This is a genomic window from Desulfovibrio sp. DV (genome assembly GCF_001936595.1).
In the GTDB taxonomy this organism is placed as follows: domain Bacteria; phylum Desulfobacterota; class Desulfovibrionia; order Desulfovibrionales; family Desulfovibrionaceae; genus Solidesulfovibrio.
In genome coordinates this window covers 1-15,780 of record NZ_MLBG01000113.1, presented here as the reverse complement: position 1 = coordinate 15,780, position 15,780 = coordinate 1, and the positions used below count along the sequence as shown (strand labels likewise).

The 15,780-nt window shown below is 67.8% G+C and carries 19 protein-coding genes; 2 read left to right on the top strand and 17 right to left on the bottom strand.

The features are described from left to right. Positions 1–181: 181 nt before the first annotated feature. From DVDV_RS18540 to DVDV_RS18460, 17 genes are all read right to left on the bottom strand, one after another. On the bottom strand, positions 182–2,101 hold the full coding sequence (locus DVDV_RS18540; RefSeq protein ID WP_075356094.1) for a hypothetical protein: 1,920 nt from the start codon (positions 2,099–2,101) through the stop codon (positions 182–184). After that, positions 2,098–3,516: a hypothetical protein gene (locus DVDV_RS18535; protein ID WP_075356093.1), complete on the bottom strand. Its 1,419-nt coding sequence runs from the start codon at positions 3,514–3,516 to the stop codon at positions 2,098–2,100. Before DVDV_RS18535 ends, DVDV_RS18540 begins: the two co-directional genes overlap by 4 nt. After that, on the bottom strand, positions 3,516–3,974 hold the full coding sequence (locus DVDV_RS18530; protein ID WP_075356092.1) for a hypothetical protein: 459 nt from the start codon (positions 3,972–3,974) through the stop codon (positions 3,516–3,518). The genes DVDV_RS18535 and DVDV_RS18530 overlap by 1 nt, the downstream gene beginning before the upstream one ends. Continuing rightward, positions 3,971–5,599 carry a transglutaminase domain-containing protein gene (locus DVDV_RS18525; protein ID WP_075356091.1) on the bottom strand — a complete coding sequence of 543 codons (1,629 nt, stop codon included), beginning with the start codon at positions 5,597–5,599 and terminating at the stop codon, positions 3,971–3,973. Before DVDV_RS18525 ends, DVDV_RS18530 begins: the two co-directional genes overlap by 4 nt. Beyond that, complete coding sequence (locus DVDV_RS18520; RefSeq protein ID WP_075356090.1) at positions 5,586–5,765, bottom strand: hypothetical protein; 180 nt, start codon at positions 5,763–5,765, stop codon at positions 5,586–5,588. Before DVDV_RS18520 ends, DVDV_RS18525 begins: the two co-directional genes overlap by 14 nt. Positions 5,766–5,796: 31 nt before the next feature. Further along, on the bottom strand, positions 5,797–6,465 hold the full coding sequence (locus DVDV_RS18515; protein ID WP_075356089.1) for a hypothetical protein: 669 nt from the start codon (positions 6,463–6,465) through the stop codon (positions 5,797–5,799). Positions 6,466–6,576: 111 nt separating this feature from the next. Continuing rightward, the gene (locus tag DVDV_RS18510) at positions 6,577–7,140 is read right to left on the bottom strand and encodes a hypothetical protein (RefSeq protein ID WP_075356088.1); all 564 of its coding nucleotides are present in this window, start codon (positions 7,138–7,140) and stop codon (positions 6,577–6,579) included. A gap of 242 nt (positions 7,141–7,382) precedes the next feature. Beyond that, positions 7,383–7,841: a hypothetical protein gene (locus DVDV_RS18505; RefSeq protein ID WP_075356087.1), complete on the bottom strand. Its 459-nt coding sequence runs from the start codon at positions 7,839–7,841 to the stop codon at positions 7,383–7,385. Between the two features lie 38 nt (positions 7,842–7,879). Then, positions 7,880–8,791 (bottom strand): hypothetical protein, encoded by a 912-nt coding sequence (locus DVDV_RS18500; protein ID WP_075356086.1) that lies wholly within the window; start codon positions 8,789–8,791, stop codon positions 7,880–7,882. Beyond that, complete coding sequence (locus DVDV_RS18495) at positions 8,788–9,510, bottom strand: hypothetical protein (RefSeq protein ID WP_075356085.1); 723 nt, start codon at positions 9,508–9,510, stop codon at positions 8,788–8,790. The genes DVDV_RS18500 and DVDV_RS18495 overlap by 4 nt, the downstream gene beginning before the upstream one ends. 30 nt (positions 9,511–9,540) lie before the next feature. Then, complete coding sequence (locus DVDV_RS18490) at positions 9,541–10,260, bottom strand: hypothetical protein (RefSeq protein WP_075356084.1); 720 nt, start codon at positions 10,258–10,260, stop codon at positions 9,541–9,543. A gap of 31 nt (positions 10,261–10,291) precedes the next feature. Further along, on the bottom strand, positions 10,292–11,263 hold the full coding sequence (locus tag DVDV_RS18485; protein WP_075356083.1) for a phage major capsid protein: 972 nt from the start codon (positions 11,261–11,263) through the stop codon (positions 10,292–10,294). A gap of 18 nt (positions 11,264–11,281) precedes the next feature. Beyond that, positions 11,282–11,827 carry a hypothetical protein gene (locus DVDV_RS18480; protein WP_075356082.1) on the bottom strand — a complete coding sequence of 182 codons (546 nt, stop codon included), beginning with the start codon at positions 11,825–11,827 and terminating at the stop codon, positions 11,282–11,284. 89 nt (positions 11,828–11,916) lie between these two features. Further along, positions 11,917–12,180, bottom strand: coding sequence for a hypothetical protein (locus DVDV_RS18475; RefSeq protein WP_075356081.1), 264 nt, complete (start codon positions 12,178–12,180; stop codon positions 11,917–11,919). Between the two features lie 181 nt (positions 12,181–12,361). Further along, positions 12,362–12,727 (bottom strand): zinc ribbon domain-containing protein, encoded by a 366-nt coding sequence (locus tag DVDV_RS18470; RefSeq protein WP_075356080.1) that lies wholly within the window; start codon positions 12,725–12,727, stop codon positions 12,362–12,364. A gap of 136 nt (positions 12,728–12,863) precedes the next feature. Further along, positions 12,864–14,597 carry a hypothetical protein gene (locus DVDV_RS18465; protein WP_139311665.1) on the bottom strand — a complete coding sequence of 578 codons (1,734 nt, stop codon included), beginning with the start codon at positions 14,595–14,597 and terminating at the stop codon, positions 12,864–12,866. Further along, complete coding sequence (locus DVDV_RS18460) at positions 14,597–14,884, bottom strand: hypothetical protein (protein WP_075356079.1); 288 nt, start codon at positions 14,882–14,884, stop codon at positions 14,597–14,599. Before DVDV_RS18460 ends, DVDV_RS18465 begins: the two co-directional genes overlap by 1 nt. 224 nt (positions 14,885–15,108) lie before the next feature. On the opposite strand from DVDV_RS18460, the gene DVDV_RS18455 reads away from it, so the two are divergent. Both DVDV_RS18455 and DVDV_RS18450 read left to right on the top strand, forming a co-directional pair. Beyond that, positions 15,109–15,525: a hypothetical protein gene (locus DVDV_RS18455; protein WP_075356078.1), complete on the top strand. Its 417-nt coding sequence runs from the start codon at positions 15,109–15,111 to the stop codon at positions 15,523–15,525. Between the two features lie 23 nt (positions 15,526–15,548). After that, entirely contained in the window at positions 15,549–15,743 is a 195-nt protein-coding gene (locus DVDV_RS18450) for a hypothetical protein (protein WP_075356077.1), read from the top strand. The last annotated feature ends 37 nt before the right edge of the window (positions 15,744–15,780 follow it).

The window sequence follows — 15,780 nt, the reverse complement described above, 5'->3', positions numbered from 1 at the left end:
GCGCACCTCGTTTCCGAAGCGCGCCCTGGCAAGCCGGACAGCCGTTGTAACCGGCGCGAGGATTGCGCCCTTTCAACTCTTCCTTGTGGGTTTCCAAAGGGCACTGCCCTTTGGCCGCCGGAGGCACTCCCCTGTCTTCTCTGTTGCCTTGCCACTTCCCGCTTTGTGTTCAGACACCGCTCTACACCCGATAATTGTAGTTGTGGTTGATGCTTTCGCGGGAGCCGTTGGACTTGGACGTGGTCTCGCTCACCGAACGCTGGGTGGACTCGGTGGTCGAGGTCGAGGTGCGCTCGCCAATGGATTCGCTGTAGCCGATCTGGGCCGAGGCATTGACGGAATTGAGCGCGCTGGCAGCCATCTGGGCCGAGACCTGGGCCCCGGACCGGATTTTTTCCGATTCCAGGCGCAGCTCGCCAAGGGAGTTTTGCAGCAACATATCCGCCTGTTTTATCGACACCTCCGCCGATTTTAAAAAGGCGTCCACCTGGGCGCCGTGGTCGCGGGAGCGCAGTTCGGCCTCGGCCTGGCCGGCCTTAAGGCCGGCATCGTAGACGCCAAGGGCCAGCTCCTTGTCCTTGAGCAAAATGTCCGCCCGAGCCTGGGCCTGGCGCAACTCGGCCTCAAACCGGGCGACGTCGGCCTTGTAGGCGTCAAGGCGCACTTCGTTATCCCGGGAGGCCACGGCAAGGCGCGTCTCGGCCGTCACCCTGGCTGCATCCACCTCGGCCCCAAAGGCCCGCACCTGCTCGGCAAACAGGCGGGCCTTGGCTTCCTGGCCGGCCATGGCCGCGGCGTGGGCATTAAACCGGGCGGTGTTGGCGTTGACCGCCGCCACATAGCCGGCCACCTGCGACTCGTAGGCGGCCAGCCTATCCCGGCCCAGGGCCGATTTGGCGGCCGCACCTTCCATACGGGCCTTGTACAGGCCAATAAGGGCCGTCACCCCGGACAGCTCGGCCAGATACAGGTCGGCCGCCCGCTTCTGGGCCTCGCCAGCCAGCCGCGCCCCTTCGATGCGCACCTTGGCCCCTTCCAGTTCGGCCAGAGAGGCCCGGATGCGCGCTTCAAACACGGCGGCGTCGGCCTGATAGCGGGCCAACTGGGCATTGTGCACGGCCACTTCGGCCCCAAGCGCCTCGTAGCCGAACTGGGCCAGGGCCTTGGCCCCCTCAAAAGCCCGGGCAGCGGACTGGTTAAAAAGTTCGATGCCCTGGGCTTCGAGGGCCAGGGCCTGTTCCACCGCCCCCCGGCCGTTCTGGCCGGCCAGTTCGGCCTGCCGGGCCAGGATGTCCAGGTTGTGCCCGGCCAGGGCCTCGGCCGCGTCCTTGGCCGCCGCCCGCAGCATGACGGCCATGGGACCGGACAGGCCGGACGCGCCCCGGGCGGCAAACTCGTCGGCAATGCCGGCGAGTTTTTCCGCCAGCGCATCTTCCATGCGCCGTCTGGCCCGCTGCCAGAGTCCGTCTTCCAGTTCCGGGCCAAAGCCGGCCCCGCCGCTTCGGACCTCGGCCTCCAGGCGCTCGGCCAGGGCGGCGCGCAGGGACGAATCATAGGCCGCATCCGGCGGCAGGATGAACAGATTGCCCGGAGCGACCAGGGCCGGCATGGGCGGCCGCTCGCCCTCAAAGACCGGGGTGATGGCGGCGGGCAGTTCCGGGAAAGGCAACTCGGCAAAGACCGGCGGATCGGGCAACACGATGGCCGGGTCCGGCGGCAGCTCGATCTCGGGCAGATTGGGGACCTGCCCCGGAGCCTCGGGCAGGACCATTTCCGGCGTCTCAGGCAGGATGATGTCCGGCGGCACCAGGGTGAACCGGGGCATTTCCAGACCCTCGAGGTCAAGGCCGGCCAGCCGGGGCACGGCCGGGGCGGCCACGGCCTCCAGGGCCACGGACCCAAGCTGCGGCGGGGCGGGCACACCCGGATACTGCGGCGCCCCCGGCAGATCGGGCAGGGCCACATCGGGATAGGTCAGACGGGCCACGCCGCTTAACCGGCCCAGAAAACTGATGGCCGAAACCCAGGCATCGTTGGCGTAATTCTGAGCCGTATCGAACTTGTTGCGGACAATGCCGGCCGCGCCGCTGGAATCGCTCATGAGGCCTCCTTGGCAATGGTGACGGGGACAAGACCCAGGGCTGCGGCCTGGGCCACCTCATGGTCATCGGCCACGAAAATCCCGGTCAGCGCCTCCAGGGACAGCAGCCAGGCCTGGCCGGGCGACAGGGCGTAGTGGAAAAAACGCGGCAGGGCCACGTCCATGGCCGGATTCATGCGGTAAGCGCCAATGGCCTCGCCGTCCTTTTCGTTTCGAAGCGTCCAGGCGTTGACCCCGCTGGCCTGGTAGGTGCAGGCCGCATCCAGGGCGCAAAGGGGCATGGTCCCGGTGTAGGCCGTGCCCTGGGCCTCGTCCTCGCGGGTGACGAACAACTGCACGGTGCCGTCGGCCTCATGGGTCATGACCACATGGTGCCACAGCCCGAGTTCCAGCGGATCGGACACGGCCGGGACCACGCCGAACTGGCTCTCGAAATGGGACAGCCGGGCAGCCAGCAGCCGGTTGCCGCCGCTTATGAACAGGCCGGCCGCCTGCAGGCCCATCTCAAAGCCGTCGGGATGGGGGTAGGCGTTGCCGGCAGCGTCGCGGTAGCCCTCCCCGGCCAGGGTGGGTGCGCCGTCGCAGACCGCCGACGCCCGCCGCGCTCCGGTGAGCCGGTCGGTGTTGGCGGCAAAGTCGTCATTCCAGGGCGGCCAGGGATAGGTCAGGTCCTCTTCCCAGTCCGGGTGGAGATGGGGCGAGCAAAACCCGATCAGCGGAGACAGATCGCCCGGACAGTCGTGGACAAAGGCCGTCCCGTCCCCGCTTCGCAGCAGGTAGGTCCGAATCGGGTTCAAAACACCTCTGGCGTCGAACACATAGTCGTACTCCAGAGGGGCGTTTAAGCGCACCAGACAGCTCACGGAAAAAGGCGCGTCGTCAGGGATGTGCCCCCGGCCGTAGAGCAGGCCGGAGGCCGCCCCGCCCGGCAGCCGAAACACCCCCACCTCCCGGGTGATGCCGGCCTGCGGCAGTCCGGCGTAGGCAGGCAGCCCGGCCTCGCCTGCCGGGACGATGCTCACGGCCGAACCAAGGCCCAGGGTCCAGCCGGCCAGTTCGCCGTCCGGCACGGCGTTTTGCAGGCTATCCAGGCCCTCGTACCGGGCCAGACAGTCCGGGATGGCGTAGAACTCGCCCGTCACACCGGGCCGGCGGACAGGTGGCGCACTCCCGCGGGCCTCGGCTTCGCCGCCGCGCGCCCCGAGGATCTCGATATAATCCTGATCCCCCAGCCGGCGGCAGAGGATGCGTTCCCCGGTTTCCAGGGCCACATGCCGGTCGTAGACAGGCAGATCAAGGACGTTTTCCCGGTGCATGACGTCAAGTTCCCGCAGTGCGTCGCGGCGAAGCGGGGCCAGCAGGCCGGCATCGCCAACCAGACGCAGCCGGGGCGCGGGACGAAAATCCGTTTCCATCACGACCTCCGGTCCAGGGGCAGCAGAATCAATTCGATGGCGGCGATATCCAAAACCGCACCATCCTCGCCGGCCAGACGCAGTTCCCAGGTACGGCCAAGCCCCCGAGGCAGCCGCGCCGTGGTGCGGCCGGGCAGCCCGCAAGGACTGCCCGGCCCGGCCTCGCCGTCAAGTTCGCTGCTGGCGTCGCTTCGGGCCTCGATGGTCAGCCGGCCGCCAGCCACGCCCTCGACCGCCACGGCCAGCAGCCGCGACGGGACGCCGGCATCGACCGGGGGCAGGGCCAGATGCGCGGCAATGGGCATACCGTCGTCCGTGTCGCCGCCAATACAGCCCAGAAACACGCCATCGCTCACCACCACCCGCCCGCCGTGCAGACAGGCGGCAACGACCGGCAGCCCGGCCATGGTGGTCAGCGCCCCGCTCTCCAGTTCCAGGGAACATCCGTATGCCGTCATGCCCATTCCTCCCCGTTGCCGCGTCGGGCCAACCACGCATCCCCGGTTGTGCGGCCAAGGCTGGCCAGCTTCCAGCCGTCAAGCCCGACCGCCCCGCTGCCCCGGCTGACAGCCAGGCCCAGGCCACACGGCACAGGCATCGGAGCCAGGGCCGCGCCCCGGCCCAGAGCGCCAATCAGGCCGCGACCGCAAAGACGCCAAAGCGGCCAGTCGCAGCCGGCCGCGCCCAAACCACCGGCCAGACCCCGGCCGGCACAGCCCGTCCGGGGCAGGCGGCAGCCCCCGGTGCTGCGGGCGGCCAGGCAGGCAGTGCCGAGACCAACCGGCCGCGGCAACCGGATACGCCCGGCTGCGCCACCGCCAGCCAGGGCCGCAGCAGCCACCATCGGCAACAGTGCCCCGGCCGTGCCCCCGGCCACCCCCTGGACGGCAAAGGCCGGCAGGACCGCCGCACCCCAGCCGAACCGGCCCGCAGCCGACGCTTCCAGCCGGGCAAGGGTGCACCCACCCCCGGCCCCGGCAAGGCCCGACGCCCCAGTCCCGGCCGGGAACGCCACCGCCCCGGCCGCCCCAAAGCAGCCCGAGGCGGTGCAGGTTAAGGCCGGTAACCCGATCCGCTCGCCCGTGCCCCGGGCAAAAAACACCCCGGGCTCCTGGCGCACGGTGAAAAAGGCTGCGGCAGTCAAGGCGTAGTCCACCCAGACATACGGCCCGGGATCGCCCAGGACCGGCAAGCCGGCCACCGGGCCCTGCCGGCTGCCAAGGGTCCAGTCCAGGGCCACCCACCGGCCGTCGCCCACCCGTCTCCAGGCCACCCAGGCGTGGCCGGACCGGTCCACCCCCACCCGGCCAAAGGCGGTGACAATGCGGTCGGCCGGCAGCCCGGCAGCCAGCAGCAGGCCATGCAGGAGCAAAGCCCCGTCCTCGCAGTCGCCCTGCCCCCGGGCCAGGGTGGCGGCGGCGCAGCGCCAGACATCCTTGTCCGCGTCGGCCACGTAGGCAATGCGGCCGGCCACCAGGGCAAGGACGGCGGCAGCGGCCGCATCAGGGTCGCCGGGCGCAATCCCGGCCACAGCCTCGGCCAGATCAGGATCACCCCGGCCAAGCAGGGCCACGACCGAAGCCGAGGCCGTGGCCGCGCCGCCGGCCGGGCTGTCCAGGGAACAGCTCTGGCCCCGGGCGGCCAGGGACGACAGCCACAGCGCGCCCCCGGCCGTGCGGCCAAGGCCGGACCCGGCACGCACAGCCAGGGGCAGACCGGCCGCACCGGCCGCACCGCTCCCGGACAAGGTGAAAAACGGCGGCAGCACAGCCTCGGCCAGGGCCGGCACCGATCCCGCGCCAAGGCCCAAAAGACCGGGCAGGGCCACTTCCGCCCAACCCGGATGCCAGCCGTTTTCCCCGGCCAGGGCCAGGGGTAGCGGCAGCGGACAAAGGCCAAGCGGCCGCCAGGAACCGGCGGCAGCCAGACCCGGCACAGGCAACAGCAGGCCGGCGGCCTGGGTGGTGACGCCGCAGGTGCCGGTGCCTGCCGCCCCGGCGGCCAGGGCGATCAGCCCGGCAGCGGCCACGGCCTCGTCCGGGACCGGCTCCAGAAACAACAGATAGTCGTCAAGGCTTGGCATGGGGCCTCCCCGGCCGGGCCGGTTCCGGCACAAACCGCCAGCGCAGTCCGGCAAAGGGCGCAGGGATGGGCCGGTCCGGCCGGGCCGCTGCGGCCGGCACGAAAAGGCCATCGCCGGCCGCCGGCTGCGTCACCAGGGCCGGGACCGGAGTATCGACATGTTCCATAGCGGACCCTCGTTGTTGTTTCCCGGCCAGATCAGGCCGCAACACCGTAAAAGATGAGCTCGGTAATGTTGTAAAAGCCCTTCTTGTCGGGTTTAAAACCCGTCACCACCAGCCGATAGCTGCGGTAGAAATGATCGTTTGGGATATCCAGGCGATCGGACAGAAAAACGCCGTCCTGCCACCACGACGATTCCTCGTCGTAAAAGGGGCTTCGGGTGGCCACACGCATTCCGGCAAAGTCGGCCGCGGCAAACAGCGTGGTCCACTCGCTCCCGTCGTTTGAGGCCTGGAGCAGAAAATCCGTGGGATAGGCGCAGGGCCCGTATCCAAAGGGACAATACGTGCCGTTGACCAGCCCCGAGGAAAACTGGAAGCCGGTGACCCGCACCGGATCGACAAAGTGCACGCCCACATATTCCGGGGCGGCGTTTCGCGGCTCAGGCGACCAGCAGCCGTTTCGCCCGTCGCCGTTGCCCACATAGAAATTGCGCACTTCTTCGGGACCGGGGACGCCGTTTGTGGAGTAAAATACCTCCCCCTGGGCCATAACCAGGACGTCGGCATTATCCGCCACATGGCCAAAAGCATCCCGGAAACGGTGCACCAGGAGCAGATCGCGGTAAAAAACGGTCTGGGCCGGATCAGGGACCACAGTGGCCACGTCCTGGCCGGTCTGGTAGTAGACCACGGAGCTTGTCATGGGGCCGTCCTCGGCTTGCGCTTGCAACAAGCGGCACTTTTTTATAAATAAAACTGTTATTTAAGCCTGTTGCGCCGACAAAGGCTGTGGCTGTCCTTGCCGTTCGCCACCCTAGGCTTGGAGGGAGAGGTCGCCGCCGAGTTGGAGATGACCGGACACAATGCGCCCGCCCGGCGGCACGGAACCGGCGAACCAGGCGACGCGCACCCGATTGTTGTCATCGGCGTCCTGGAGCCACACGGCATCAGGTGTCTGCGGCGGCACGGACAGGTCTCTGGCAACCGGAACCAGGGTGTTCCAGATATCCACGGTTTCAAAGGCGCGGCAGACGCCGGAGGCTTCCACCCGCATTCCCTTGACCACGGCCAGGGTGAAAAAGGCCGCAGCGGCATCGGCTGCATAGAACCGGCCATAGCCGTAATGGGAGATTTTGAGGTTAAAGACGTCATCGCACCCGGTGTCGGCGTAGATGATCTCCGTGGTCGGCAGCACCGCGCCAACAGCCAATTCACCGAAGGTCTGGCCGCTTTTCGGGGTCTGGGCCAGGGTGACCCGGCTGCCGAAGGAATAGGGCGTGCTGCGGGCCTCGGAAAAGGCCCGGCCGCACACCACCGCAATGCGGGCCGGAAACCCTGCAAAGCGGCAGGGCAGCGACTGCGGATACATCTCGGACATGGCCTTTCCTTGCGGGCGCGCGCCCTCGGTTGACGGTTTTATCGGGGCCGGGATCATTCCCGGCCCCCTGTCATCAGAGCAACGGTGGTTCCCGCCATGCTCAAGAAGCAACTTTCGCGTCTCGACTCGGCAACGCACCCGGTCCAATCAAACGAACCCCAGGTGGGATTCCAAAGGGCTCAGCCCTTTGGCCGCCGGAGGCATTCTTCCTCTTTATTTTTCTTCTTCTCTCTCTCCCCCCTTTAACTCGCCGGCATGGTGACCACGAAGCTGTCGATGGTGGTGGTGGCACCGGCGGTGATGGCCGTGCTCGACATGTTAAGCTGGGCGCCGGAGGTGGACACCGAGCCGTCGAACCGGGCGTGGCCGGCATCGGCTCCGGCGGTGCGGTCATTGGCATAGAACCGGAACCAGCCGGCCGTACCCGAGGCGGTGGCCGCGCCGGACCAGACTTCGCCCGAGGCCTTGGCGCAGGCTCCGGCCGAGGGAGCGGCGAAGTTCAAGCCATTGGTCGGCGCGCCCGGGGTGAAGGCCCCGGAGGAGACGGTGATTTCCAAAAGCGGACTGGCCCCTTCGCCATCGTCGGCGCTGGCCGGCTGCACCCCCGGGAAAATGCGGATGACGCCGTTTGCCATGATGGAGGTGAAGCTGGCCGTGCCAAGCAGCATGTTGCGAAGGCCGGTGGAAAGACGCAGAGCCATGAAATCTCCTTGGGCAAAAGGTTGTCGCCGTGTGGCGTTTACGGATTTGCAAACAGCAGGTAGCGGCCGCGGGTGGCCACGGCAGCCACCCGGCTGGCGGCCGGGATGGGGGCGGCCGCGACACGCCTGACCCGCCCGCCGGGCAGCCCCAGATGGATGCCGTCGGTTGCGGCCCAGACAGCGGCGTCGCCGTCCAGGCCGCTGCCGGCCACGGCGTCGTGGCGGCCGGCCGGCAGCAGCGCCAGGCTGCCCGGCAGGGGCGCGGCCCGGGCCACCCGGACAAAGGTCATCTTTTTCGGATCGGTCCCGGCCACATGGACCACGCCGGCGTCGTCGCCGACGAAAAGGCCGCCGCCAACCGGGGCCAGCATCCGGATGCGTCCGACAAAGGGCGGCAAAAAGCCGCCCAGGCCGTCCACCCAGTCCAAAAGCCCGGCCCCTTCGGTGAAGTGGACGCAATTTCCCACCGCAATCCAGATGCGCCCGGCATGGTAGGCCAGGGCGTGTCCGACCGGCGGCGGTCCATAGCGGCCGATACGGTCCGGGCCGTGGTAGCGCTCCCCGGCCCAGGCCTCGGCAACTCCCTGGCGGATGCGGCCGATTTCGCAGCCGTTGGCGAAGAAGACGTCCCCGCCTACCGCGACAAAGGCCATGGGTGCGCCCGGAGTCAGGCCGCCGCGCAGAAGCGCCGGTTCGCCCTGGCCGGGAATGTGGTACAGCCCGTCGCAGCACACGCCGTAGAGTTCGGCTCCATCGGAAAAGAGATCCGAAAAGCCGTACCCGGCCAGGCGGGTGAGGCCCGGCCGGCGCACCACGCGACCGGCCACCACATCCACGTTGACGGCCTCGGCCAGTTCGTACCGGCCGGTTTCCGGGTCGCAGACCAAGCCCTGGAGCGCCGCCGACGCGCCAAGTCCCAGGCAGGTTGTCAGGCGAAGCGCCCGGCTCACGGCCAATCCCCCCCGAAGCCGTAAGGATCGTTAGCGCTTGGCACGTCCACAGGTTCGGTCTGTTGCGGCCCGTACAAGGCGGCCAGTTCGGCCAATAGCGCCTCGTAGCGCCGGCCAAAGGCCAGGGTCTGGACCTTGTTGCCGTCGGCCCCCTCCTCCAGGCGCTCGAAAAGCTCCCGGCAGGCAAAGGCGACCAGCAGCGGTCCGGCCAGATGGGGCGGCAGTCCCTCGGGTTTGTCGCCCGCCCCGGCCAGGGGTTGGGGCAACCGGTAATAGTCGATCTCAATGCCAACGCCCTCCCGGGGCACGGGCCGGACATGAAGCCGACCGCCGGCCACTGCGCCAAAGCGCACCCGGCCGGGGGAGTCATGCGGCCAAAGCCGCCTCAGGGCGGCCAGATCCGGGGCCAACCGGACCCGGCCGCCGGCGGGGAGGAGGAAGGCAGAGACAGGTCCGTGCATCAAATCCGCCGGCAGGGCCGCATCGGCCTGCCCCGGTTCCAGGCTGATCCTGGCCCGGGTGGCCAGATCCGGCAGGCGCGCGGCCCCGGCGGCTGCGTACAGGCCGCGTCCGAGCGCCCGGACGATATCTTCCTCGGACACGCCCGGATCGCCGATGATGCCGGCCACTTCAGCCGTGAGACTGGCCAGGGTGTCGGGCAATGCGCGGCGAAGCCCCTCGGTGTTGGCCCGGGGCAGGGAGATTGCGGCCAAAGCCATGTGTTGCTCCGTGAGGTTTGCCGGTTGGGGCTAATCGATGGTCAGCAGACAGGGCTGGTGCTTGCCGTCGGCAAAGGCGGCGGCAAAGGCCACGCCGGCCACGGGCTGGTCCACATCCAAGGTGGCGTTCATGGCGGCCAGGCTCCCGGGCGCGGCTCCGGGCACGAGCATGGAGCCGACGGCGGCGGTGCCGGCGGCCAGGCAACAGCCGACACCGCCGGTCTGGGCAAAGAAGTAATGCCCGGCCGGCACGTCGCAGGTGGCCACGCCGGCCGGCAGATTCTCCTCGGTGGCCGAAGCGGCGACCCCGCACCAGGGCGAGGGAATGAGCGACACGCGGGAATCGGTGGTCAGCGCCGCCCGCACCGGCTCGGCCAGGGTGCAGATGACCGTGCCGCCGGCCGGGCAAGCGGTGTTGGAGAGGATGCGATACTGCCGGCCCTGGCCGTCGCTGTCGGCCACCTGCAGGTAGCCGTCCTCATAGGCGTTTTCAGCCACGGGACTGGCGCCGACGGTCACCTGGACCACGCGCTCGCCAACCGAGGCCGGGGTGGCCGGCCGGTTGACGTGCTGGGCCTCGGCCACCGGGGCCAGGGCCAGAGAACCGGCGTCGATGCTGGCGGAAGCGGCCTTGGCATAGCGGAACTTGCGCCCGTCGGCAGTGATGCGCAGGGCACCGATGGCTTCACGTTTGGCCGGCGAGGTTTCGCCCACGTCCTGGGTGAAGGAGAGCTTCATGGGTTGGGCCATTTTTTCCTCCGAAGTGTTGTCGTTAAGCGGGCTAGGACAGGTTGGCGTGGCAGGCGTGGGCCTTTCTGTTGGAGCAGATCAGGTTGCCGTGCCACAGGATCTTCATGGCCCGTCCGGCCGGACCGGCCAGATCGACCCAGGGCTGGCGGGCGAAAAAGCCGTTTTGGTGGATGGCAAAACCCAGGTGGTTGGTGTTGACGGCAAAGACGTGTCCGGCCGGGCAGTAATCGTCGGCGGCCAGGACCATGCCTTCGTAAACCAGATGGGCAAAGCCGGCCTGGGCCACGCCGTCGTCGGTGACAAAGCGCTGCTGCACCTGGAGGATGCGCGAAACCTTGTTGTAGAGCGACTCGGTGGTCACGGCCACGTTGGGCTTGCCGTCGCGGCCGTCGGACACCTTGGCGGCGCTGCGCAGGGTTTGCAGCACCTCAAGGCTCATGGGCTCGGCCGCGTCGATGGTCACGCCCTTCCAGGGCTTGGTGCCGTCGGCCGCCACCAGATCGTTCTCGGCGATGCCGCCGTAGGGCTTGTCGCCGTCGCTGCCGGTCAGGGCGCGAAGGCCGGTCAGGGTCGGGGCCTCGTCGCCGGCAGCGGAATAGAGCGTGGCGGCCAGCCAGCCGGAGCAGGTGCGCTGGGCGGTCTCGATCTTCTGGGTGACGAACTGGACCACGGCATAGTCGCCGGCCGCCGCCACCTCGTCGGTCAGGTAGACGGTGGCGTTGCCGTAGGCGTGCTTCCAGTTGAAGGCCGCGGCATTGATGGTCACCCGGTCGTCGCTGGAGAGCGTGTCGGCCCGGGTGAAAAAGCCGCCTTCGGCATCGGAATAGGACAGGGGCACGCGGATTTTTTCACCGCCGCCCGGCCGCTCGAACAGCCCGGCCTGCCGGTTCATGAGGAGGTCCAGGAGAAAAGAGTTGCGGAAATAGATGTCCACGGCCCGGCCGCCGGCAGCGGCGAAGTAATCACTGGTGATGGACTCGATTTCGGTAAGCGAAAGGGACATGCGGTATCCTCCTCTGGTTTACAGGCCGGCGTCGCGGCGACGAGCGGCCATGCGGGCAGCCAGGACGGCGTTTATGCCGCCGAATTTCTCCGGCGCGGCCAGGTCGGCATCCACACCGGCCGTGCGGGCCTGGGCGGTTGCGGACGACGATGCGCCAAGGGCGGCGGCCAGACGCTTGGAACGCACCCGTTCGATGGTGCGGGCCTCGGCCTCGGTTTCGGCTTCGGCCCGGGCCTTGGCCAATTCCCCGGCAGCGGCCTCCCGCTCGACGGACAGATGGTGGGCGTAGTAGGCGCCCACGTCGTCGAGCAGCGGATTGTCCCGCCGCTGAGCGGCCAAAGCGCCGTTCCCCGCCAGTTCCCGGAAATCGGGATGGCGCAGGGCAAACTGTTCGGCCAGTTCGGCCCGCTCGGCCTCCTGGCGTCTGGCCGAAACCGCGTCGAGACGGGCCTCGACCAGATCATCCAGGCGTTTTTCCAGGTCGACAAACACCGACTCCAGGCCGGCGATGCCGGGGTCCCCGGCCGGGACGCTCCCGGATTTGACAGTGGCTTCGGATTCCATGGCCTCCCCTTGCAGGCTGTTGGTTGACGCAAAAAGCCCGGTGCGCGCTTGCGTACCGGGCCTTGTCGCGGACACTCGATGCGGGCCGGCTACGGCATGAGATAGCTCCCCTCCCGCAGCAGGGTTTCAAAGCGCGCTGCCGTGGCGGGATAATCGGCGTTGCGATCGGTCAGCGCCTTTTGGCCGGTACGGCCCAGGCGGCAAAGCATCCGTTCCAGGTCGGCCAGGGCAATGGCGGCATCGGCAGCCGGCCGGGCATGGTAAAACTCCCTGGGCAAGGCCCCGCCCCGGGCCAGTTCACAGCGGCGGCGGCGATACCAGCCATACGCGTCGGCAGCTCCGTGAAAGCGCATAAGAGAGCCTCCGGCGGCCGGGGGGATGATCCCCCCCGGACCCCTGCAAAGGGGAAAATTTGTAACGAGTTGCGGCAGACACTACACTCTGCCCCCGTACCCCATTGTCTTCCATGAGGGATTCCAAAGGGGTCACCCCTTTGGCCGCCGGAGGCACTCTTTGTCTCAATATATCTTGCTGTTATGCACAACCGCGTCGGGCCTTGAAGCGTTCCAGGACTTCGCGGCCAACGGCCGGGGCCGTCGTTGCCCGGGGCCGGCCTTCGCCGTCTTCCAGGGGCCGGATGCCCTCACCGCGCATCCAGCGACGGTAGTTGGCCCGGCTGGGGTCGGCCAGAAAGGCCCGGACATGGGGTTTGTCCGAATCCTTCTCGACCACGGCGGCAACCGAGCCGATCCAGTCGCCATCGGCCCGGTAGCCCCGACCGACAGAAAGGAGCCGTTTGGCCGAGCCGCCGCAGGGGCAAATCCCTTCCCCGGCGTCCATGGCGGCCATGGCTTCAAACATCCGGCCGCACACGCGGCAGGTAAAATCATAGAGTGGCATGGCATTCCCTCGGTGCTTGGTGTTTGGCCGTGGCGGCCTGACTCTGCCAACCAGCCCTTTCGCCAAAATAATTGCGACCTACGCTTCTTGGGCGTGTCCTCTCCCCCCTTTCCCCGCCAAGGGGGTCCGGGGGGGATTATCGCCCCCCGGCAGGGGAGCTCGAGGCGGCAGCGCCCCCTCGATTTGCCTCCGGCTCCATGCGCCCAAGCACGGCGGCGCGGCTGTTCCAGTCGAGCTTTTCCAGCAGATCCTGGCGGTCGATGGCCCCCATTTCGTACAGGGCCAGGGCTTCCTCGCGCTGCTGCACCCTTGAGACGGGCATGGTGGAACCGGAAACGACGGTGAGACGGGCCGGGACGCGGCAGTTGTGCCCGTAGACCGGCTCCACGGTCACGGAGCCGTTCTCGGCAAAGGTGATCCAGCGTTCCTCGGTGTACCAGTTTTGCATGTGGCTTAAAAACATCCGGCCGCGTTCGCGCACCAGCCTGGAGTAATTGCGAATCTTGCCGCGAAGCAGGGTCGCTGCCTGTTCGATGAGCGCCGCGATGGCCTTGTAGGCCACGACCGGATGGTCCGGGGCGGCGGCGCGCTCCAGTTCGCCGATGCCGGCGAGCTGGCTGAACAGTTCCCGGTAGATGCCAAGCACGCTTTCGATGTCCTTGGTGTTGTTGGCAAATTCCAGATACCGGATGCCCTGGGCGGCGGCCATGGAGGTCGGGTTGACGATGCCCTGGCGGTTGGTGAAGGCGGCATTGGCCACCCCGGAATCCCGGGGATTGATGATCTTGGGCCGGGCGCAACGATCCTTGTGATAGGTGAGCTGGGACAGGCACTTGTTGATCTCGAGCTGGAGCTCGGCCAACTGCTCGAAGTCGGACGCCCCCCACAGGCTGGCCGGGTCGGTCAGGGAATTGGCCAGGGCAAAGGGAAAGCGGTCATAGAGGTAGCTGGCCATGGCCTGTCCCGGGGTCAGGGCCGGGTTGATGGACGGATTGGGCCGGTCGGACAGGACCAGGGTGCCGGGACCGGCCACGGTGACGCAGCGGATAAAGCCCGGATAGAGCGGACCGGCCTCGGTCATGGTGTAGTCGCGTACCCAACACTCGCACACAAGGGTCGTATCCTGGCCAAACCCGTCCCCCTGGCCGGCCCCGGCCAGGGTCCGGACCAGTTCGCCAAAGCGGGCGAAAAGGCCCTGGCGACGGCCGTCGCCGAGCATGATCTCCCGGCGGCCGTCGCCGAGATCGGCCAGCATGTCGGCATCGCTTCTGAGTTTTCCGGCCGCCTCGGGCCAGCGCCTGGCGGCCTGGCGCAGGCTCATGGGGGCGAAATGGAGCACGGCCTCGGCTTCCTGGAGGTCCAGGCAGTTGGTCGGGTAGACGCCAAAGGCAAAGGGATCGACGCTGATCGTGCGCACCTCGCCCAGGCCGTATTCCAGCTCCGGGTCGAAAACGACCTTTTCCACGGCCACGCCATAGGTTTCGCCGTTGATGACCGAGCGCTCGTAGACCGCCTGCTGTTCCTGCTCGTTCCACCACCAGGCAGCGGCGCGCTCAAGGACGGAAAACACTCTCTCGTCCCCGGCCGGCCCCACCCGGCTGACGTTAAACGTCGGGTGGTTGTCGGTGAGCATGTTGACGGTGCGCTGGCGGTGCAGGTGGAGCAGGTTGGCCCCGAGCTGGGGCACGCCGGGCTGGGCCGGCCCCTGCCAGGAACGGTTGCGGCCCAAACGGTAGTAGTGGGTCCAGGCCTCGGTCAAACCCTGGGCGGCCTTGTCGCGCACCACGGTTTCGAGAAGTTCGAAGACGCGGCGGCCGACGAGGTCGGGCCTATCGGCGCTTGGCAGGAGCTGGCTGGCGACGTCGGACATCAGTTCCCCCGTTTGGCGGACGTGTGTTTGGCGTGGGCGGCAGCGGGCCGGGGCAGGGTCCATTCGCCGGCATCGGTGGCCAGGCTCCCCTGTCCGGCCGGATCGTAGCCCTGGGGATGATGCCGGCAGTGGGGACAACGCATCTCCTCCCAGGCCGTGCCGGGAGCAAAGGGCGGCGCAAACCCCGGCGCGAGCGGTCCGAACATGGCGCTTGCAAACGGCAGGTTCAGGCGGGCGGGGTCAAAGACGGCAATGTCGGCGTGGCAGAGTCGGCAGCGCAGGATCATGTTCGGGTCTCCTTTCGCGGCGGTCGTTCCCGCCGCCCTCAAGACCCATAAGTCCACGAATAGCGGCCCCAAACCAGCCAGTTTCTGTCACGATGTGGCGATTTCCGTCCGGGATGGAGGAAATCTTTCCGGGAAACCCCGGCGCGGGCTTATTTCCATTGAGCCCTAAATCGCTTTGGGTTAATGGTATTTGAATTCTAATTTTGCCTCGGAGGAGACACCCTATGCTTGGCATGGAAAAGAAAGTCCGGGCTATGTACGGAGACGACGTCGAGAGCAAGGTCAACAACCCCATTGTCGCGGAGCGGGAAACCGCCAATTCGGCCCGTGCCGGCCTTGTCATCGGCCTTTTGGCCATTATTCTGGCTTTGGGCGTGTACGTGGCCCTGGACGCCAAGATGAGCACGGTTGTCCAGTCTGTGGCCGACATGCCGGCCAAGGTCGCGGCCCTGGACGCCAAGGTCACGGCGATTGAAGGGCTGCCGGCCAAGATTCGCAAACAGATGGTGGCCGATCGTCTGGCGGAAATGGCCGCCACGGCCGACGCGCTGACCGCCGGACTGGATGCCGAGGCCCACAAGGCCGCCATGGCCAAGATTTCGGACCTGGCCAAGCAGCTCAAGGCCGACGTGACCAAGTAACGCGGCGCACAAGGAGAAGGATCATGGGCGACTTCATGCTGGGCGTTTCCGACGGGTACCATTCCATCGCGTTTGCCGACGGCCTGGAGCCGGCCAGCCGGCGTCCCTTCTCCATCACCTCAGCCTCGGCCCTGCAAACGCAGGAGGCGGATGTGCCCAAAGCCGATCCGGCCCTGGCCGAGATCCGCACCGGCCGTCTCACCGACGTGGCGACCTAAAAAGCCTTCCTGTTCACCAAAAAAAATCGGCCGCAGT